This is a genomic window from Catellatospora chokoriensis, assembly GCF_011297315.1.
Taxonomy (GTDB): domain Bacteria; phylum Actinomycetota; class Actinomycetes; order Mycobacteriales; family Micromonosporaceae; genus Catellatospora; species Catellatospora citrea.
In genome coordinates, this window is sequence record NZ_JAAOTI010000026.1 from 11337 (window position 1) to 31581 (window position 20245).

A 20245-nucleotide genomic window follows, 5' to 3' on the forward strand; every position below is an offset into this window, starting at 1 on the left:
GGGGCGAACGATGGACACCTTTCTGGCCCGGATAGCAGCGCGGGCGAGGGGATCGGAGCCGTGCGCCCTCTCGCTGCGGGTCAGCTCCCGCTTCGAGCCGGAGGAACCGACCGTCGGCTGGCCGTCCGACGAGCCGGCCGGCGAACCACCCGAGCATGTGCCGCTTGACCGCGTCCCGATGGCCGAGGCGCCCGCCGAGACGCTGACGCCCGACCGGTTCGGCACGGCGGGTGCTCGACCGAGCGGCGACGAAGCCGCCCTCGATCCGCCCCTCTCGGCAACCTGGCCGGCGGCGGCAGCGCCGATCCGCCCGAAGGTGGTGCCTGACGAGCCCGAATCCGAGCGTGGTGCGATAGCGCAGCCGCCAGAGCCGAATGCAGGCGGGGCTGCCCGCCCCGCCGATGCCCGCGCGCGGCATTCGCCGGCCGAGGCTGCCGGCAGTACCGACGTCAAGCACGTCGTCCGAGCATCCGAAGGGCCGGCCGAGTCGACGGATCTTCATAGCACTACACCGCGGCGGCTGGATGCAGCCCCGCACCATGCCGTGTCGGCAGCGCCCATCCCCAGCCACTCGGCGAACCCCGTGCCCGGTGAGAACGTCCACGCTTCAGCGGCGCCGGCGCTGCCCGTACCGGGCGCTGACCACCAGAGCGACACCATCGCGCGGGAGCAGCCCTCGCTGCAGCCTGCGGATGTCGACGCGGGGACAACAGCGGCGCAGCCGCAGCCGTCCGTGCCGGTGACACCGCATCTCGCGGCGCGGCCTGCGCAGCCGGGTGCCACGGCCGGCACGGGCGCCGCCGGCAGGGCAGCCGCCCGCCCGGCCCGAAACCGCGCCAAGGCGCTGCTCCCTCCGCCTGCCGGCCCACCGCCGACCAGGGTCGACACATCACATGCCGGAGACGGGCAGCATGAGCCGGGCCCGTCGGCAGACACACCAGCAGGCGACGACCCGCACCCGCCACCACCCGCCGCGGTGGACATACCGGGGCTGCTGAGATCACAGCTCGTCCCGCTGCTGCTCGAACGCGGACTCGTGGAGCCGCACGAGGCAGCCGGGCTGCGCCTCGTCACAGGGGAGCACCGCCTCGACGACAGCGACGGGGTCCATCTGAACATCGGACGGGTGGAGGTGGTGCGGCCGGCCGAACCGCGGCGTGCCGAACCTCAGCCGCACAGCCCGCCGGCCGGCCCGTCGGCCGCCGACCGGCTCGGCACCTATGCGGCCCGCCGTGCCTCGGAGTGGGCATGAGCAACGTACTGTCCATCGCGGCGGTGACTTCGACGCTCCGGTTCCTGCTCACCCGGGCGTTGACATGCGAGCTGCCCGGACCGGTCGGCGGCGCCAAGGTGACCACACTACGACCCGACCGACTGCACGACAGCACCGATACCGAGAACGGATCGGCCGGGATCAACATCTACCTCTACCAGATCGGCGACAACCACGCCCACGGCAGGCGGGACCTGCCCACCCGCCGTGCCGACGGCTCGCTGGCCGCCCGCCCGTGCGCCACGCTCGATCTGCACTACCTGATCACCTGCTACGGCGACGACGCGAAACTGGAGAGCCAGCGACTGCTCGCCCGCACGGTGACCGAACTGGCCAGGACACCCGTGCTGGCCGCGAAGCTGGTGCGACGTGCCCTGCGCGCCTATGGCACCGCAGGCAGCGACCTGGAGTTCCTGGCCGATGCCGACCTGGCCGACGCACCGGAGCCGGTAAAACTGTCGCCCGCGCTGCTGTCGCTGGAGGAGTTGTCCAAGCTCTGGTCGGTGTACTTCCAAGCGTCCTACCTGCTGTCGGTGGCGTATGTCGCCTCGGTGGTGGTGTTGGAGGCCCCCGACATGCCGTCCGTGGCGTTGCCGGTGCGCCACCGCGAGTTGGACGTACGGTCCTCGCCCGGCCCGCGGCTGCTGTCGGCCGAAGCCGCCGACGGCACCGGCCGGACGCTGCGGCTGCGCGGCATCGACCTGCACGCCACCCGAACGGTGGCTCAGGTGGGGCCGGCAAGACTCGCTGCGGAGCCCGCCGAGCAGGGCACTCTCGTCGTCGCGGTCGAGGGTCACGTCCCCGCCGGTGCGCACACCGTTCAGGTGCTCCACCTGGACGCGCCGCTGCCGCACCGGCCGGAACCGGTCGCAGCGGCGTCCAATACCGTCGCCGCCCTCATCCGGCCGCACCTCCGAGCCGTCGAGGTGGTCGACGAAGATGTCCGGCTGCGGCTCAGTCCTCCGCTGTGGGCAGGTCAGCAGGCCAGCGTGCAGCTGTCCTGCATCGCCGGCGCCTGTGCCGACCGCGCCGACCAGCTGCTCGTATTACCTCTGGACGCGCCCGAACCCGGCGCCGCGCCGCGAGACGTCGTGAACATCGCACGCTCGGCGGTGCCCGACGGCACCTGGCTGGTCCAGGTGCAGGTCGACGGCGTGGTCAGCGTCCCGCAGACCGTCGACGGGGTGTACGCGGCACCGGCCCTCACCCTGCCACCGCCATGACCGACAGCAGCGCCGCCGACAGCTGGCTGACCGCGAACCGGGACTACCTGTTCGCGGCCCTGGGCGTGCTGCGCGCGCACGTACGCGCCGCAGCCGAGCAACAAGACCCGTCGCTGGCCTCGGTGGCGCAGGCGCAGGCAGCGCTGGCCCAGGTCGCCACGCGGCTCAGCTCAGCCAGCGCGCTGGAGAATCTCGTCAGCGGCCTGGGCCTGACCGAGTTCGAGCGCGACGTGCTCGTTCTCGCGGCCGGGCCCGATCTGGTCGCCCAGTGCGCCGAGGAGCTGCACGCGGTCACCGGCTCGCCGCGGCTCTCGTTCGGCGCGGCGATGTCGCTGCTGCAACAGCCGCACTGGAGCGCGCTGACCCCCCAGGCACCACTGCGCAGCTGGCAGCTGGTGCACCTGAGCGACCCCGATTCGCCCACACGCAGCCCCATGGTCATCGACGAGACCATCCTGCATCACCTGGCCGGCCTCACCGGCACCGACCCGTGCCTGGCGGCATTGAGCAAGCCGATGCCGGCCCGCGAGCACCTGCCGGACACGCTGCAGCAGGCGGTGCGGCTGGTGGCCACGCATTGGGCGGCGCACCGCCTGGTGCTGCTGGAGGGACCGCAGCCGGCCAACGTCAAGGACGTCGCCGCCGCTGCCGCAGACGCTGCCGGTCTCCGGCTGCGGATTGTTGCCGCGGCCGACCTGCCCGGCGATGCGCTGGAGCGGCGGCGGCTGGTGCGCCGGATGCAGCGCGAGACCATTCTGGCCGGATGCGCTTGGGCGGTGGACGTGGCAGACATGGCGCCGGCCGACGTCGCCCGGGTCGTCCGCGGACTGTGTGACATTCCGACGCCTATGGTGCTGCTCGGCGCCGGGGACTGCGCTGCCTGGACCGGCGTCGCATCCGACGTCGTGCCCGTGACGGTGCCGCGGCTGCCCCTGGCCGAGCGGCGTGACGTCCTGTCCCGGGCAGCGGGTGCGCACGATGAGGCCGCGTCCGCGGTGGCGGGCGCGGCGGGTGCCTTCGACCTTCCCCTCGCCGACGTGGACGCGGTTGCCGGTGATGTCGCCGCGGGCGTGCCGATCTGGGACGCTTGCCGGCTGCGCGCCCGCCGATCGTTCGCCGGGCTGGCCGCGGTGCTGCAGCCGCGGGCGGGCTGGGCCGATCTGGTGCTGCCCGCGGCGCAGCTGACCCAGCTGCACGCGCTGGCCGCGCAGGTCCGCCACCGCGCCACCGTCCTCGACGAGTGGGGGTTCGCCGCCCGCACCACCCGTGGCCTGGCCACGACCGCGCTGTTCGCCGGGCCCAGCGGCACGGGCAAGACACTGGCCGCCGAGGTCATCGCGACGGAACTCGACGTGGACCTGGTGCACGTGGACCTCAGCCAACTGGTCAGCAAGTACATCGGGGAGACCGAGAAGAATCTGCGGCGGCTGTTCGCCGACGCCGACGACGGCGCCGTGGTGCTGCTGTTCGACGAAGCCGACACGATCTTCGGTAAGCGTACGCAGGTGCGCGACAGCCACGACCGCTACGCCAACCTGGAGGTCGGCTACCTGCTGCAGCGGCTGGAATCGTTTCGTGGATTGGCCATCCTGACCACCAACAACCGTGCCGCACTCGATCCGGCGTTCCTGCGCCGGCTGGGCCTCGTGGTCAGCTTTCCCTACCCCGATCACGCCGCGCGGCTGGTGCTGTGGCGCGGGGCGTTCCCCGACCGCACACCACGGCACGACATCGACCCCGGACAGCTGGCAGCCGTGGATGTGCCGGGCGGCGGCGTCGCGTCGATCGCCCGCAACGCCGCCTACCTGGCCGCCGCCGACACCGAGGTGGTGACGGCCGACCACATCGCCACGGCGATCACCTGGGAGCTGGCCAAGTCGGGCCGGGTTCCCGACGACGCCGGCTGAACGGAGCCGGCCTGAACGAATGGAACCGCCGCACGAACCTACGACTTCGTCAGCTTGAACCACTGGACGAACTGCCCGCCGGTAACGGCGTCGTCGGTCGGCAGTTTGAGGCTCGTGCGGCCGGGCCGGGTATCGTCAGGCAGGGCGACAGCGTGACAGTTGAGCGGACGCAGGGCCGGATCCTGTGAGAACACCGCCCAACCGTCGAGCAGGAACCAGCCGGAAACCGCGGTGATGCTGCCGCTGGCCAAAGTGGTCCACAGGCCGCCCACGTCCGCGCCATCGCCCTTCAACCACTGCTTGGTCTGGGCATCCGGTGTCCATCGCAGCCGAGACTTCTGCTTACCGTCGATGGTCACATCCTCGACGTCGCACGTCGCCCGCAGCTCCATCGACTGCGTTCCGAGCAACTTTGCGGGGCTGTTCCATTTGGCCGTCAAGTCGTCGAACAGGGGCCACGGCAGTTGTATCACGACACGCATGACCGGCTTCCCGTTGACGGAGTCTGCACGGACCCGCTCGCTGATCAGCACGTCGATGCCGGTCTTCAGGTCCGCCGCCGACACATCCGCGTCGTTGAGCAGCGGCTTGGGGGTTCCGGTGCGCAGCCGGACCGCTTCGATGTGCATGCCCTGAGGCAGCCCAGCCGCCGCGGCCGCCAGCTGAGCGGTGACGCGCAGCGGGGCAGTCTTGAGGGTGGAATCATCGAAGCGGATCTGTAGAGCGTCGGTGTCGGTGTTCGGGAAGCCGGGTTGCCACCAGAAGCTGGCCGATCCGTTGCCGGCGGTGGTGGCGGTGACGGTGGAGGCGCCGGTGCCGGTCAGCGTCTGCGGGCGTTGCGGCATCTTCACGACGTCGGCGACGAGGGTGCCGGCACCTGCTCCGGGCGCCGCCGCGGCCACGAGTTTCACGCCGGAAACGGGCCCGTCCGGGCTGTCGACGACCACGTGGACGAACTGTGGCAGCACCGTGTTCCTCGCGCCGGCCAGCTGCCCGTCGCCACCGAGCAGCCGCAGCGTCGGCTGGTTGAACCTGCCGGTGACCGTCAGCGGTGGAGCCAGCTCGTTGTCACGGTCGTCGAGCAGGCAGATTCGTAGTGTCTGCGTCGCGCTGCCGGCAGGGTCGAGGCGCCAGAACACGGCTGCGACGCCGTCTACACCGGTGGCCTGGGGTGGCAGCTGGGGCGGGCCGGTCGGCGGTTGCGTGCTGCCCAGCGCTGCTCCCTGGTCGGTGGTGCTGAACCGAATTCGGGCTGCCGCCACCGGCCGGCCGCCGTTTCGTACGCACACCCGCACCGGTGCAGGCAGGGCCTGCCCGCGCAGTGACTCCTGGCCGTCGCCACCGACCAGATCCAGGGTCGTCAGCTGTGTGGATGACGGAAACAGCCGACGGCAGTCCGACAGCACCGTCCAGGTCACCGGACCGGCTCCTTGAGAGCGTTCCAGGATCGCCAGCGGCGTGCGGTGATGTGCCGGGCCGTGCGGCGGCAGCGCCAGCGGCCCCGAGGCGCCCTTCGGCCACTCGATCGTGCCGTTGATGCCGGTGATTCCGTAAGCGTGGCTGACCGCGCGGGCCGGGATCGCCCAGTAGGCGCCGATCTGGTGCGTGCCCGTCTCGCCGAACTGGACCTGGATACCGGCTTCGAGTTCCGCCGTGCCCGCCGCCGCGCGGGGCGGCCCCTCCCAGCGGCGCACGATGGGCGCGCGGCCGAGGTCCGGCAGCGGAACGGCCGGCTTGTCGATCCAGCGAACCGGCAGCACCAGGTCCTGGGGGGTCTCCACCGTGGCGAGGAAGCCGGCCTTGCCGCGCAGCTCCCAGTCGCGGCTGGTCACCTCGACGACACCGTTTTTGGGAATGGACAGCTCCCCGTCGCGTCCTGCTCGATCGATGACGAGGCGGGCATGTTGGGCATCATGGCCTTCCTCGATCGCCACCAGGCCGGCGACGACGCTGCCGTTCTCCCGCGACCACAGGAAGTTCGTGCCGTCATGGATCTGCACGCGGTAGAGCTGGTTCTCCAGCCGCTGGTAGCCACCTGAGGTGCTGATGCGGCACGGGTCGATCTCCTCCGCGGGCTGTTGCAGCGAGGCTGACATGGTCCGGGGCTGATCGGTGAGCCAGGGCGCGGCGTGCGCCTCGGCGCAGACCGTCGCGGCGTCCAGCTTGTGAAGTTTGACCTGCCACACGGTCATCAGCCGCGTTCCGGTGTCCGGCCCGGCCAGCGCCACCTCGCGCAGGGCGTGATCCTGCTCGGCGGTGAGGTGGTGGTGCCAGACGTCGAGGTATGCGGCGTAGAAGTGCCCGTCCGTCTCTTCCGGCAGTCCGGGGTTCTGGCCGATGGTGCGAAGGTGCGGCTGGTCGGCCAGAAACCATCCTGCCTTCGCGGCAACGGGTTGCTGGCCGAACCCGTCGAGGGCCGCGGTCGGCGCGTCGGGTGCGGCGGCCTCGACCAGGATGCCGTCGACGTAGTAACGGCCGGGTGTGATGCACAGCCTGGCCCATGGCACGTTGGTAGCGGCGGTGCCGTCGTCTGCCACGATTTTGAAGCCTGCGGAGTCGGCCGGGCCGCCGCAGCGGCCGACGATGTCGCGGGTGCGGGTCTCGTCCTGGTAGACGACGATCGCACTTTGCGCGTTCCAGTCCGAGTCCAGCAGCACTCGGCCCTGCTGGAGGAGCACCGCGCGGTGTCCGCGGTCAGCGGGAAGTCGAGAGAAGTCGCCGTGCATGTCAGCCTCCGATGATCGTGATCTCCAGTGCGGTCGGTACGTACGGTGCGATGTGCAGCCGTGCGGCACGGATGCGCTGAGGGCGGCGCAGGTGGTGGTGTACGCCCATCTCGGCCTCGCCTTCGGAGCCTTCGGCGATCTCCTGGGGGCAGCTCCGCGCCAGCGCCGCGTAGTGCGGGGATCCGGGATCCAATGATGCGAACACCGGTTGCGGGGCGGCCTCATCGCCTGGCAGCACGCTGCGGAAGTGCTTGGGGATGCGCGACCCCGGTGCGACGAAGCAGTATCGAACGCAGCCGGTGTGGCGGTGCTGGACGGTGGTGCGCCCGGCCAGTATGGCGCTGCTGGCCTCCAGCCGGCGCACCGTCACCTCGCCCAGCACGGTGCTGCCCTCGACCGTCAACGCGGCGCCCGCGGCTGCGACGGCCACGGCCGCGGCTCCGGCGGTGCCGGCGTTCGACCGCATCGGCAGGCTGGGGTCCAACACGCTGTCGGCGACCGCCAGCGACGGCACCGTGTCGGCCAGCGTGACGGCACCGACGATGCTGCGGACCAGCCTGATGTTCAAGCCTCTGTTGGCGTCCTGGCGTACCGACGCTGTGTCGCGCTCTTCATCCTCCTCAACGTCGAGCCGGGTTCCTGCGGTGACCCCGTTGGTGACGGTGCACTGGCTGACGGTCAGCGCGGACAGCAGACCGGCTCCGACGCTGACCCGGCCCTCGACGAGCAGGCCGTCGATGATCAGGCTACTGGTCTGGTCGCCTGTGACATGGAGATTTCCGAGCAGGTGAGGGCGCAGGCCGTCGGTGATGTAGGTGCCGGCCAGCAGGGGGCTGCCGGGCGGCGCCGCAGCGGCGACGATCACCAGGCGTGCTCCGGCGGGGATCGCGACCTTCAGGTCTTCGGTGTAGGTGGCGCTGTCGGTGACGATGACGAAATAGGTCCCTCCGGCAGGCCCGGCCGAGCCCGTCCAAGCGTGCCCGGCCGCTTGCAGGGCTGCACCGAGGGAGCCGACGGTGCCGGCGGAGGGCGGCGCGCCGGAGCGCACCGCGATCTGCCCGGCGACGTGAGGCGCGCCCAGGAAGTTGTCGGTGCAGAGGGAGTGGTCGTGGATCTGGCGCCGGTTGTAGGGCCCCGCGCCAACGTTGGCCACCGCACCGTAGCGGTACCGCACGAACAGCTGCTCGGGGGTGACTTGACGGCCTAGCTGATACACCTTCAGGCTGCCGCCGACAGGGTCGATCATGACCTGTGGCTCGGTCTCGTGAGGGTCGAGGTCTTCCAGCCCGCACACCCGGATCCGGCCGGGGGGCAGTGGCCGGCCCTGGGTGCCTATCCGCACGCCGATCGGCAGGTCGTCATCCGGGATCAGCGCATTCCGGGCCGCCTGCAACAGTTGCAGCAACCGGTGTGGCCGCAGCGGCAGCGGCAGGTCGGCTTCCTGCGCCAGGTGCTCGATCACCGGGTCGGTGCGGTGTGCCGCAAACAGCGGCGTGGTTCTGCCGAGCGGGTCGGCGGCGTACGTGCCTTCGCCGCGGTGGCTGGCCCGGGCCCAGGTGACCTCGTAGGTCTGCAGGGGGAAGAGGAACACGGCCATGTTGGCGATGCCGTACCGGCCCCTGCCCGAGCTGAGGGTCCGTACGTCGGGGGTGTGCGCCACCGAGTCGAGTGCGCCACCGGCGAAGTTCCCGACCAGCTGCAGCGTGTCGGCGCGGCGAAGGTCGGCGGTCGTCGGCCGGTCCAGCCGCACATGGTTGAGGTGTGTGGTGGTGGCCAGCAGCTGGAAGAACTCCACGGTCCGGGCCGGCCAGCCGGTGACGTCCCGGGCCACCTGCTCGAGCACCGCCGGTGTTCCCTTGCGCCGCCGGTAGGCGACGGTGTTGGCCACGAGCCGGCGGGCGCTGACGCCGGGCCCCAGGTCGGCTGGCAGGTGCTCCAGCCCGACCAGATCCGCCAGATATGGCAGCACCCAGTCGGCGCAGGTTTCGATGAACCAGTTGTCGTAGAGACCCTCGATGTCGGCCTCCAGGACTTCCAGCTCGCCGCAGACCGCCTGCAGCAGCGCGGCCAGCGGCCCACCGGGCTGGTCATCGCCGGCCGCGGCGTCGCGGGCGCGTAGGTGCGCCGGCAGCAGCTGGAACAGCCGGGCCGGCGCGGCGGTGCCGTCAGGATCCGGCACGCTGTCGCTCACGGCATCTCCGCGATCGTGATCTGGTCGCCGGCCAGTGACAGTGCCTGGGCCGGCGCGAGGTCGCCGTCCACCCACCGCGCGGGCTGTGCGATCAGCAGCGCGCCGACCGGACCAGACCCGGGCCGCGCCTCACCCGGTGGGTCGCCTCGGCCCGGACCGGGTGGTTGAGGTGCACCGGTTCCGACCAGCACGAGACGGGGCATGGTGACCGCCAGCACGCCGGGCACGGCGCCGGCCGCGACGAGGACCTGCGAGGCGGCGATGGTCGATGCGAAGTCGGCCCGGGCCGGACCCAGCCGATCCCGCAGGCTTGCCCGCACCGCGGCCTCCACGGCGGCACGCTCATGATCCGGGTGGTGGGCCAGCTGGATGGTCAACGCGTAAGTGAGCATCCGCCCACCGCAGACCATCAGTTCGGTGCCGGGGTCGCGGGCGTTGACGAGCGCCGTTCGCAGGTCGGCCAGCAACCCGTCGCCGGGCTCTCGCCCGTCGACGCCGAGCACCGAAACGGCCACCAGGTGCCGGCGCCCGTCCCAGACCAGGTCGGCGCGGGCACGGCCGATCCCGGCGAAGCCCCGGGCGAAGTCCTCGTGATCGGTCACGGACACGGCGCGGTCCAGCGTGCGCACGCGTAGCGCTGCGTTGGCACGGGACTGGTCGACGTCTTCGGGCGGGGCCCAGTCGTGGGTTGCGGCGGGGTTGCGCACCTGCCGGATGCCCAGCGGCCGCTGGACGAGCAGGCTGACCCCGTCGGCATCGACCCGGCCCTCCTGGCCGATGCCGACGCGGTAGCGTGCGGTGATGTTCTCGATGCCGGTGGACGGGCGGGCGCCGTGCACGCCGTCACCGAACACGACGCCCACTTCGCCGTCGTCGTAGGTGCGTACGCTGTAGACGCGGTCGGTGGCCGCGGCATCGGCCAGCGACTCGACCTCGCTCCAGCGGACGTCGTCGACGCGAACCTCCAGGGTGTCGACGGCACCGGCGGCGTTGCCGGCTCGCACATAGGTCAGCGGACCGCGGCGCAGCAGGTATTCGGCGAAGGACGCGCGGCCGTCTCCGCTGCCGAGCACCTGGAGGACCGTCTCGCCGTGAGTGGCGGCCACCACGTTGCCCAGGACCCGGACGCTCGACGGGACATAGCGGTGCCGCAGGGCCTGCTGGAATTTGACGGTCATGGCCGGACCTGATCCCAGGCACTCCGACACCGTGGCCGGCTCGACGGCCGGCTGCCTGGTGTCGTCGGCTGTGCCGGTGACCAGCACCAGGCGACCCTCGGGCAGCGTCGGCTGGCTGGCCCGCAACTCGAGTTCGGGGCCCGCCAGTGTGCCGCGGCGAGGGCGCAGTGCCGCCGGCAGCGGCACCGACTGGCAGTGCACGAGCGTCTTGCGCCTGGTGAAAGTGCCCAACCCCGTTCCGTCGGCGACTTTGACCTTGGTGATACGGCCGCTGAGGCCGTACTTCTTCGCCCCGTCGGGCGACACCTCGGTCACCAGGTACAGCGCGCACGTGCTCGCCTGCTCGAGTACCACCCATGAATCGGTCAGCACCTGCGGGTGATCGCCGTCGAGTTCCAACTCGCCGGAGCCGACGCCGAACTGGGCCCAATCGCCGTCCACGGGCGTCTCGTCGGGAAACCGCTTGGGGTCGGGGGCGTTCATGCCGAACAGGTTGGCGCGCTCACGGAAGGCATACACCTGCACGTCTCGTGACCTGTCTGCCTCCCGAGGCGTGCCGAGGTCCAGATCAGGTCTGGCGCCCAGGCCCGGTGTGATCGTGAGCACCGTCCAGCCGCCGCCGGGCTCCGGCAGCTCCAGCACCTCGTGCAGCACCTGGAAATCCCAGTGGAGGGCGCGTTGCCGGCGGTTGCCCGTGGGCCGCTGGGAGGGGTCCGCTCGCGTGTCGGCGATCAGCAGCAGCGGGTCGCCCGGCCGCAGGCCGTGACCGGTGCCGAGTAGCCAGATCTGTGTCTCGCCGGCTCCGAAGACCTGTGCCTCGGTGTCGACCGCGGCGATCTCGTTCCACGCCACGTGCGCGGTGAGCGCCGCGGTCGTCTCGAACGTCTGGGGCAGCTGGTCCTGGCCCGGCACACTCTGCACCGGTGTACCGGCGGCGACGACGGCCGTGCTCGGCGCGCCGGGGGAGTCCTCCACGCTGAACGCCAGATGTGTCTGGGCGGACACCCCCGGGCGCAACTCGTGGCCAAGCGTGCGGGCCAGTTCTCGCACCGAGTCGCGTCTCCTGGCCGTGCGCAGGAAGCCCTCATCGGCGATGCGTTCCTGGTAGAACGACACGATGTCACAGACGACGGCCCAGGCGTCCAGTAGCGCCAGCGCGGGGTCGTCGGTGTTGTGCCCGGCCATCAGCCGCACAGCCAGCGGCTGGTGCGCGGCGCTCAGCGCGGCTCGCATACGTGTCATGGCCTGCGCGTGCGGCGCGGCGCGGTAGCGCAGCCGCGGCTGCCCGGCAGGGTTGAACACGCCGCTCTGCGGCGGCCCGCCCCCGGCTGCCGGGTAAGACTGCGGCGGCCGGTCACTCTGCTGCGCGGCGTTCATGCCTCACCGCCTTCCAGCAGGACCTCGGCACGGCCGTTCTCCGGGTTGCTCGGATCGCTGTCGGCACGCGCGACCTCGCGCGGTGCCATCTCGATGCGGCCCAGTGCGACCTCGTTGCGGCTGGGCCGGCCCCACCGGCCGAAGACGTTGCCGGACCCCGGGGTGTCGTCGACTTCGACGCGGGCCACGCCCGGCACCGCCATGACCGCCGCGACGACGTCGCTGAGGTAGACCGGCTGGCCGAAGGTGAAGTTGTCGGGGTGGAAGAACCCGCGCCGTCCGTCTGGCTGCGTGCCGGTGCCCAGCGCCTGGCGCAGCTGCTCGGCGATGCTCGAGCGGGAATAGCCGGGGTGTACGTGGGCGGTGAACACGATTTCCAGCGGGACGTAGACCGGACGTGCGGTCTCCACGTCCACGCCCGCCATCCGGCGCATCTGCAGTGCCGTGGCGATCTGGGCGCCGACCGTGGCGTCCTCGCCGTGCCCCGCGATCGGGTCGATCATGACCTCGTGCGCGTACCACGAACCCGTCCAGCGGCGACGCGCCACGGCCCGCTGCACCGTGGGAAAGACGCTGGCCACGGCGGCGTAGTCGGCCGGTGTCACGGCCCGAAGCTGCCCGCGGAAGGCGTGCGGTGCCAGATTGCGGGCTTCGGCGATCGGCTGCGGGTCTGTGCCGCCGGCGGCCGGGATCGGATTGTCGACCGAGATGCCGCTCAGCACCTGCCCGTCGGGCAGCCTCAGCAGTTTGGTGAGCTGCCCGGCGGCAACGTTTCCGTGCGTGCCGCCGCCGATACGGCAGTGACCTTGCAGCCTCGTTCCGGCGATCGGTTGCCGGCCCAGGACCCCATCGCCGAACCGCAGCCGCGTCACGCCGTCGGACTCCATATCGACGGCTAGGTGCGCGTCCAGCCAGCCGCTGTCGAGCAGGTCGCGCCGCGCGCTCCAGGTGTAGATCTGGTCCTTCAACTCGATTTGCGGCACCGCTCCGTGCGGGTCGGGGCGCAGCACGGCCGCAGCCGGTGCGTCCGGGGCCAGCCGGTACGGCTCGACCCACGCCAGGCCGGGCTGGGGCAGCCGCGGCCGGTAACCGCCATGCTGCGGCACCTGGGCCGGGTCGAGCTCGGCCACGGCCACCGTCGCCCCGTGATCGGCCGGCACCACATTGGCCAGTGCGACAGCGGCCACGAACATGTGGCCGTCGGCTGCCGGACGCGACACCCGCAGCTGGCCGCGAAGCGCATCATCGGGGTGCCAGTGCACTTCCACGACTTTCACGCCGGCCGGGGCCAGTGGGTCCTGGCGCAGGGTAGGTTCGCGGTCCAGCCGCACCGCGTATCGCCGTGCCGGATCTCCGCTGTCGGGCCTGCCGCTGGCTCCGACCTCGGCCAGCACGAGCACGTCACCGGTGTGCAGAAGCAGGTCCGGGGTATCGGCGGGGACCTGCACGTATGCGCAGGTGGTCCCGGCGGGCAGGGTGTGATCGGGGTCGCCCCAGCTGTGCAGCTGCAGCTTGTCCCGCGCGGCTGTCAGCCGCGCGGCGATGCACGTTTCGAACACGACGGCGCCCGCTGCTGCGGCTTCGTCGGCGGACACGATGCCGGCTGCGGTGGCCGGCACATGGTCGGCGACGGCCGTGCCGGCGGGCAGCTCGACGTCGGCGACCGCGTCAGGCCGTGCTGTTCCGTCCTTGTCGGGACCTCCTACGGTGAACGCCAGCCACGCCCGTGCCGAGCAGCCGTCGTGCACGTGGTAGTCCAGCAACCGGGCATGGCGGCGGACCGACGTGCGGCGTCGGGCGGTGCTCAGATACGCCTCCACGCCCACCGCGTCCTGCCAGTAAGCCAGGCGGTCACCCAGGTATGCGAAGAGCTCGGCGAGAGTCACGCCCAGATCGGCGGGGCTGCGATCGGTCCATTGCGGAAGCTGTGCGGCCAGCCGATCCAGCAGCGTCACACGCAGCGCCGCGTAGTCACGGGCCAGGTAGTCGACGACCGGTGCCGGTTCCGGCGGCCCGGCCACCTGCTGCGAGGCCCGGCAGTCCAGGTCCGACGGGCAATCGACGGTGAACACGAACGGGATCTCGGCCAGCGGTTCGTCGAAACCGTCCGGTGCCAGGTGCGTGCCGGCGCCCAGCAGCCGCAGCACATAGGTGGACCAGTCGCCGCCGCTGGAGGTGCGTACGACCAGCACCCGGTCGCGGACCTGCGGCTGCAATGCCGCCCGAACCGCCTGCTGGTCGGCGTCGGTCACCAGCGGCGGCGGGTCAGCGCTGGTCACGGCGGCGGCCGGGTACGCCCAGCCGACGCGTACCGGGTTGATACGCGGATCCGGGCGCACACCCCCGACGACGGCCACGCGGCTGCGATCCAGCTCGGCCGGGACCGGACCCCGGAGCAGGTGCACCAGCAGGGTGCGGCCACCGTCGGACATGCTGCGGGGCTGTGCCGGCAGCAGTTCGACGAAGTCGATGCCGTTGTGGCCGCTGCCGCGGATCAACGCCACCCGGGCCTCCCGGTCGACGTCGACCCCGGTACGGCCCTGCTCGCTCATGGCGCACCGCCCGGTGCACTGACGCGTATGGTTCGCCGCTCGGCCGGGTCCGCCGCGGAGCTGCTCGGGCGGTACACGACCGTGACATGCAGGACGTTGTCGGCCGCCTGCACGCCGATCTCCTCCACATGCAGCACTTCGCCCAGCCATTGCTGCAGGGCCCCGTGCACCATGGCGTGCACACCCTGCGCGAGCTCGTCGCCGGCAGGGGCGAAGACGAGGCTGTTCACCCCGCTGCCGAAGTCGGGTCGGTTGACCCGCTCGCCCATGCGGGTGAACAGCACCTGTTCGATCAGGCCGCGCAGGTACTCCTCGTCGCCGGCCACGGCGGTGCGCCCGCGGCTGTCGATCCGCAGTGGAAACGCCAGATGCATCACGTCCCCCTGACCCTGATCTGTTGTGCCGCGACCGTCAGCGGTGTGCCGGTCGGCACGCACACCGCCTGGCCGCCCTGGACGACCAGCGGCAGGCCGCCCAGCACGCGTACCCGCACGGTGCCGGTGGCCCACTGGCCCGACACGCACGGGCCGGTGCCCGGGGGCGGCGGCGGCATCGCGCAGCCGGCCACGACATACGGCGTGGTCAGCACCACCGCGGCGTTGCCGCTGAGTTTCACCCGCGGATAGGTCGCAGTGGGTGTGGCTTGGCCGCCGTGGGCGCAGAGCACCGTGGCGGCCTGATGGGCCAGATACCCTGGCATTCACGTCACCTCCAATGCCCCGCCGTTGATCGACACGGTTTTCGGATCCAGGGAGATACTGGCCAGGCCGTTTTTCACCTCGATGCCGCTGCCGGACAAGGAGATCTTCATGGGGCTGGCGACCGCGGGCGGACGCACCTCGATGCTGAGCCCACCGACCTGCGGTAGATCGCTCAGTGTGATCGTCACGCAGTCGGTCTGCCACACCTTGACCTGCGGCAGCGAAGGACCGGGAACCTGGCCCAGCTCCCAGAAGCAACCGGCGAGGATGGGCCGTCGCGGATCACCGGCCTCGAACTCCACCCACACCTTCGTGCCCACCGGCGGCACCGCGAAGAACCCCACACCGCGTCCGGCGTACGGCACACACGGCTCGGCCCAGCTCAACCTGCCGTGGCCGAACACGGCCGGTACCGAGACCTGCACCCGGCCACGCCGCAGCGGGTCGATGTTCGCCCTGACTTCACCGCGGTACTTGCCGAAGAACTGCTTCACGTCACCACCACCGGTACGGTCGAGCCGTAACCGTCGCGGCTGAGAGTGAAACGCTGCTGGTATGCCCCGCGGGAGAGTTCGTGGGTGACCTGGCGGACGTACCACAGGCCGTCGTGCGACCAGCCCGCACCGCGTACCCCGACCAGCCCGCGAGGGCGCAGCACGTCGGCGTAGCGCGCCCCGTCGAGGGCGCCCTCGGCGATCACCGCGTCACTGGCCGCGTCGACCCGGGCCTGCGCGCGGGCGTAGGCGGTGGTGATGGTCACGCCGCTGTCACGAAACCGGCGCCGGCGGAGGTCGCCCTGGCGGGTCGCCCACAACGGGAGCACCGACAGCGGGGGCCGCAGACTGGCCGCGGTGCGCACGGGCAGCTGCTGTCCGGAACGTTCGTCCAGCACCTCGCCGTCGAGCAGCACCGGTCCGAGGGCTTCCAGGCGGAAGTTGACCTCCGTGACGTTGCTGTGCGGCCCCAGATCGACCGACAGGGCACGCTGTGGCGGCCCCTGTCGCACCGGCGGACCCCAATAGATGACGCTCTGGCCCGGCGCCGGTCCCGGAATGGCGTAGCAGACATAGCCGTGGAGCTCGGCCAGCTGGCGCAGATGTCCCAGATCGGTGTCGTGCTGAGTCGGGACGTACTCGACCGGCAACACGGGGTCCGATACCGGGGTTGGGATCACCATCGGCACGAGCCGGTGCCCGGAGTACTGCAAAAGGATCTTCTGCACCATCAGGAAGTCGCTGAGGCAGGCGTGTTCGGCGTCGGCCTCGACGCGGTCGAGCAGGTAGGTCACGTCCTCGCCGAGAGCGGTGAGGGTGGCCGACCCCGGCTGCCTTCCTGGCGCCAGCTCCACCTGCGTGATGATGCCGTCCATCAGCACTCGTGGCAGCGCACCGAACTTGACCACGAGCACCACGCGCGCGAACGCGGCCACCGGGGAGGCGGTCAGCAGCGCGGTGTCCATGACCGCCGCGGGCCCGGACCGCCCTGCATCGAAGGTCATCGAGAACAGCGAACGATCCTTGTCGCTCTCGGTCACCGTGACCGAACGCAGCCGGGCAGCCATCGGTGCAGGCAGCGGCACCGGGATGGTCGACCCGGCCAGCACGCTCAGATGCAGCCCACCGCCTGGCATTTCAGCCCCCCGGGATGAGAATGGTGGAACCCTCCGCGGCCGGCCCCACCAGAGCGTCGGGGTCCAACGCCGCGTTCGCGTCGCAGATGTGCCAGTACGCGCAGGGATCACCCAGGTAGCGCGCTGCCAGCAGGTCCAGCCGGTCGTCGGCGCGTACCCGGTGACGGATGAGCACACCCGACTCGAGGGCCACCTCCATCGTCGGCGCACGTCTCAGCAGGTACCGGACCTCCCGCCGACCGCCCCGGCCGTCCGAGACCGTCAGAGTCGCCGTCGGCGCATCCGCGTAGCGGCTGATCGCGGTCGACACTCAAACCCCCGCCAGCTCGAATGACGCCGACCCGACGGCCACAGCCGAACCCGTGACCGCCAGCGCCTCCTTCACTACCTGATGCACCAGGAACAGCGCATACCCCGCGTCGCTCGGCGGCAGATCGTTGTAGGTCAGCGTGGTCACCTTCAACTCCACCCGGGCCCGGATGGGGTTGAGCAACGGATCGAACGCCTCTTCCGTGATCGACAGGCCGTCCACACGCACCGGAACGACGCGCCCCGGCCCGAAGACCAACACCGTCAGCGGGCTCTGCGGCGGCAGGATCTCGATCGTCCCTGCCGCCAGTAGCGCAGTGTTCGCGACGACCTGGATCACGTTGGGGTACAGCAGCAACTCCAATGCGGCCAGCTGCGCGCTGACACCGACCACCCCCGCATGGACGTCGGAAAGCTGGTCGGCAGCATCGACCTCGACGACCATGCTGCAGGACTCGACCGGCGCTCCCCAGATACGGTGCGCATCGGCGGGCCCGGCAGCCGACGCGCCCGTCGGGGCCGATCGCGGCGTCAGCGACCGCGTGACGCTCTCCGGGTTGTATTGAAAGATCACGATACGGGGCAGCGGCATCGCCATGTCGATGGCGAAGATCGCGCCGCGCAGCGTCCGCGGGCTCGAGGTCATATTGCCCATGAACGCATCGTCGCTACCAGCCGTCACCGCGGCGTCAGCGTCACGTCACCCTGGCGCACCATGCGCCGGCTGCTCGCAACCCAGTCGGGCGACCGCGGCCTGCACGCGCCTGCGCACGTCGGGGTCGGGGTGCTGCAGTGCCGCGGTCAACGGCACGCACGCTGCCGAGTCGCCGCGCATCGCCAGTCCGTCGGCGGCCGACGCCACGGTCTGCTCGCGTGCCGAGCCCAGCGCACGTCGCAGCACCGCGCCCGCCTCGGGTGCCGGGTGCTCGGCCAGTGCCTGCGCGGCGACGACCACGGTCGGATCGTCGGCGGTGTGCAGCACGTGTTCCAACACCGGCACGCTGTCGGCGCGCTGGAAGTGGACTACCGCGGCCAGCGCCAGGGCAGGCGGTGCCGGACTCTGCAGGATCGCCAGCAGTCGCGGATATGCCTCCTGCGGATGCTCCAGCAGCCAGGTCAGCGCCGCGCCGCGTGCCAGCCGGTATTGCGGATCTCCGCTGGGCGCGAGCAATCGTCGGATCTGGCGATCGGCCTCGGCGTCGTCGGGCAGCGGCAAGGCGGGAACGCTCACTTGAGGATCACCGCGGCGTCGGCTGCGGGAAACACCTGCCTGACGATGTTCTCGAACTCGGTCACGGACTCCCTCCTCATGCTCGGATCGTTCGCCACCCGCTGGTAGAACCCGCGCACGAGGCCGTTGACGAGCGACGGTTCCCAGTTGTCGCGAATGCTCTGCAAGACGCCGGGGATCTCGCTGCGTGGGTCGTAGGCGGTCGCGGCAGCGGTCGTGGCGGGGCCCGGCAGATCGAGGCGTTTGGCGGCGTGTGCAGGCAACACCGCACGCCAGTAGGGGATTTCTTTGAGTAGCGAGTAGATCTCCGACTGCCAGTACCCGAACGTCTCGTTCCCGTGCGGGTCGGCCACGGACGGTACCTGTGCAGCAGCGGCGCTGTACAGCTTCGCGGCATAGTTCGCGGAGTAGGTCGAGGCGCCGCTGGCCTCGTCGTACATCGGATGGCCGGCCAGTTCGTGCACCACGGTCGACAGTGCATAGGCCGGATCGACCTCCACGAGGGCGACGAACTCGAAGCCGATCGTGACGTTCTTGCCAGGTGCCGACCCTACCGCTGCGAGCGAACCCAACGACAGCGTGTCCATCAGGTCGAAGTTCAGTTCGAAGCTGCCCGCCGTCAGCCCCAGCTCGGGAGCGGCGCCGTGGGCGTAGGAGACCATCGCGGCGATCGCCTTGAGCCCGCGATCGGCCCAGTCCCTCCGCGCCGCCGGCAGCAGCCCGGCCCAGCGTGTTTGCGTGGTCCCGCCCCAGCCTGGCGGCGCTGATGGCTGGGCCTTGATGAAGGTGGCCTGCACCTTCGCCATCTCCGCGTCGGTCTTTCCCGTCGTCTTTCGCGTCTCGGTCTCCTCGATCCAGCGCAGGATGCCATGCACGATGTCGGCATACTTCGGCTCGGCCGCCCTGACCGGTCCCAGCGCGGCAAGTACCAGCTTCAGTCGACCCGTGGAATGGGCCCACTTGAGGGCTTTTTCCTTATCATCTGCGGCCAACGCCTTGTAGGCGTCGAACGCGGCTGGCGCGCCGGCGGGCGTCGCGGCGACCGGGTTCGCGAACACGGCGAACACCGGCGGGATGTTCTCCTGCACCCGGTTGGGCGGCGGCGCCGTCGCCGGAGCGCTCTGCCGGGCCACCGCCGCCGTCGGGGCCTCCCGCACGGTTCCGGCGTCGCTGTTCGAGAGGCGTTCGGCCTCGCGTTCCGCAGTGTCCGTCGCGGCGCTGATCCGCGGTGGGCCGGCTCCGAAGCGCGCGTTCTGGACGACATGTGTGAGTTCGTGGGCGATCAGGCGCTGACCGGTAGCGGTCTCGGGCGCATAGGTTCCCTGAGCGAAGACGATGTGTCGTCCCACCGTGACCGCCGCGGCGCCCAGCGCATGCGCTGCTGCGGCGTCCGCGCCGCGGGCATGGATCGAGACCGTGGAGAGGTCGAAACCGAATCGTTGCTGCATACGGGTGCGTAACGGCTCGGGCAGCGAGATGCCGTCAGCGGGCGAGGACACCAGAGCATCCGGACTTGCCGCCTTGGCGGATTTCGCCGGCGCCACACTTGACGGCTCTATCAACGCACGGTGACCGCGCATGAGCAAATTGTAGTCTGTGCAAACTGCGGTCCGTCGTCACTGTGGTTCAAGGGTGCGGCGAGGCTCATCCGGCCGCCTTCTGCGCCGCCATGTCGGCCATCATGAGTGCCTGCTGATGGTGCACGATCATCTGCTGGACGAACTGCACGTCGGTGTCGTTGAACTGCTGGGTCGGGCTTGGCTGCACCGCGGCAGGCACAGGTGTGTTCTGGGTGGCCTGCGTGCCGGCGCAGCCCGAAACAGAACCGGTGGCAATCAGGACCGCGGCGGTGAGCGCCGTCGCGCGAACGGTGTGACCCATGTCGGCTCCCTGGGACAGGTCCAGCAATCCTCGACCACCATATGTCCGAAAAGCGTTCATTGGTGC

Annotated in this window: 16 protein-coding genes; 3 read left to right on the forward strand and 13 right to left on the reverse strand. The window is 70.9% G+C overall.

Going from position 1 to position 20245, the window contains the following annotated elements; translation table 11 throughout:
- Positions 1-10 precede the first annotated feature (10 nt).
- Genes HAV39_RS31415 through HAV39_RS31425 form a run of 3 tightly spaced genes read left to right on the forward strand, consistent with a single transcriptional unit; the run spans position 11 to position 4403 of the window.
- Complete coding sequence (locus HAV39_RS31415) at positions 11-1252, forward strand: hypothetical protein (RefSeq protein ID WP_191842804.1); 1242 nt, start codon at positions 11-13, stop codon at positions 1250-1252.
- A complete protein-coding gene (locus HAV39_RS31420) occupies positions 1249-2496 on the forward strand; it encodes a Pvc16 family protein (protein ID WP_191842805.1) in 1248 nt (415 codons plus the stop codon). The genes HAV39_RS31415 and HAV39_RS31420 overlap by 4 nt, the downstream gene beginning before the upstream one ends.
- On the forward strand, positions 2493-4403 hold the full coding sequence (locus tag HAV39_RS31425) for an ATP-binding protein (RefSeq protein WP_191842806.1): 1911 nt from the start codon (positions 2493-2495) through the stop codon (positions 4401-4403). Before HAV39_RS31420 ends, HAV39_RS31425 begins: the two co-directional genes overlap by 4 nt.
- Positions 4404-4441: 38 nt before the next feature.
- Here HAV39_RS31425 and HAV39_RS31430 read toward each other — a convergent pair whose 3' ends face one another.
- From HAV39_RS31430 to HAV39_RS31490, 13 genes are all read right to left on the reverse strand, one after another.
- Positions 4442-7129, reverse strand: a complete 2688-nt coding sequence (locus HAV39_RS31430) for a DUF6519 domain-containing protein (RefSeq protein WP_191842807.1) — start codon at positions 7127-7129, stop codon at positions 4442-4444.
- Between the two features lies 1 nt (position 7130).
- Positions 7131-9320, reverse strand: a complete 2190-nt coding sequence (locus tag HAV39_RS31435) for a phage tail protein (RefSeq protein WP_191842808.1) — start codon at positions 9318-9320, stop codon at positions 7131-7133.
- Positions 9317-11875 carry a baseplate J/gp47 family protein gene (locus HAV39_RS31440; protein ID WP_191842809.1) on the reverse strand — a complete coding sequence of 853 codons (2559 nt, stop codon included), beginning with the start codon at positions 11873-11875 and terminating at the stop codon, positions 9317-9319. The genes HAV39_RS31435 and HAV39_RS31440 overlap by 4 nt, the downstream gene beginning before the upstream one ends.
- Entirely contained in the window at positions 11872-14427 is a 2556-nt protein-coding gene (locus HAV39_RS31445; protein ID WP_191842810.1) for a baseplate J/gp47 family protein, read from the reverse strand. Before HAV39_RS31445 ends, HAV39_RS31440 begins: the two co-directional genes overlap by 4 nt.
- On the reverse strand, positions 14424-14801 hold the full coding sequence (locus HAV39_RS31450) for a GPW/gp25 family protein (RefSeq protein ID WP_191842811.1): 378 nt from the start codon (positions 14799-14801) through the stop codon (positions 14424-14426). The genes HAV39_RS31445 and HAV39_RS31450 overlap by 4 nt, the downstream gene beginning before the upstream one ends.
- The gene (locus tag HAV39_RS31455; protein ID WP_191842812.1) at positions 14801-15127 is read right to left on the reverse strand and encodes a hypothetical protein; all 327 of its coding nucleotides are present in this window, start codon (positions 15125-15127) and stop codon (positions 14801-14803) included. Before HAV39_RS31455 ends, HAV39_RS31450 begins: the two co-directional genes overlap by 1 nt.
- Complete coding sequence (locus tag HAV39_RS31460) at positions 15128-15622, reverse strand: phage baseplate assembly protein V (protein ID WP_191842813.1); 495 nt, start codon at positions 15620-15622, stop codon at positions 15128-15130.
- Entirely contained in the window at positions 15619-16758 is a 1140-nt protein-coding gene (locus HAV39_RS31465) for a hypothetical protein (protein ID WP_191842814.1), read from the reverse strand. Before HAV39_RS31465 ends, HAV39_RS31460 begins: the two co-directional genes overlap by 4 nt.
- Before the next feature lies 1 nt (position 16759).
- Positions 16760-16957 carry a LysM peptidoglycan-binding domain-containing protein gene (locus HAV39_RS42360; RefSeq protein WP_203736299.1) on the reverse strand — a complete coding sequence of 66 codons (198 nt, stop codon included), beginning with the start codon at positions 16955-16957 and terminating at the stop codon, positions 16760-16762.
- 111 nt (positions 16958-17068) lie between these two features.
- Complete coding sequence (locus HAV39_RS31475) at positions 17069-17722, reverse strand: hypothetical protein (protein WP_203736298.1); 654 nt, start codon at positions 17720-17722, stop codon at positions 17069-17071.
- Between the two features lie 45 nt (positions 17723-17767).
- Positions 17768-18298, reverse strand: a complete 531-nt coding sequence (locus HAV39_RS31480) for a HEAT repeat domain-containing protein (RefSeq protein ID WP_191842816.1) — start codon at positions 18296-18298, stop codon at positions 17768-17770.
- Positions 18295-19878 (reverse strand): eCIS core domain-containing protein, encoded by a 1584-nt coding sequence (locus HAV39_RS42365; RefSeq protein ID WP_203736297.1) that lies wholly within the window; start codon positions 19876-19878, stop codon positions 18295-18297. Before HAV39_RS42365 ends, HAV39_RS31480 begins: the two co-directional genes overlap by 4 nt.
- A 64-nt stretch (positions 19879-19942) precedes the next feature.
- Positions 19943-20179, reverse strand: coding sequence for a DUF305 domain-containing protein (locus HAV39_RS31490; RefSeq protein ID WP_191842817.1), 237 nt, complete (start codon positions 20177-20179; stop codon positions 19943-19945).
- Positions 20180-20245 lie beyond the last annotated feature (66 nt).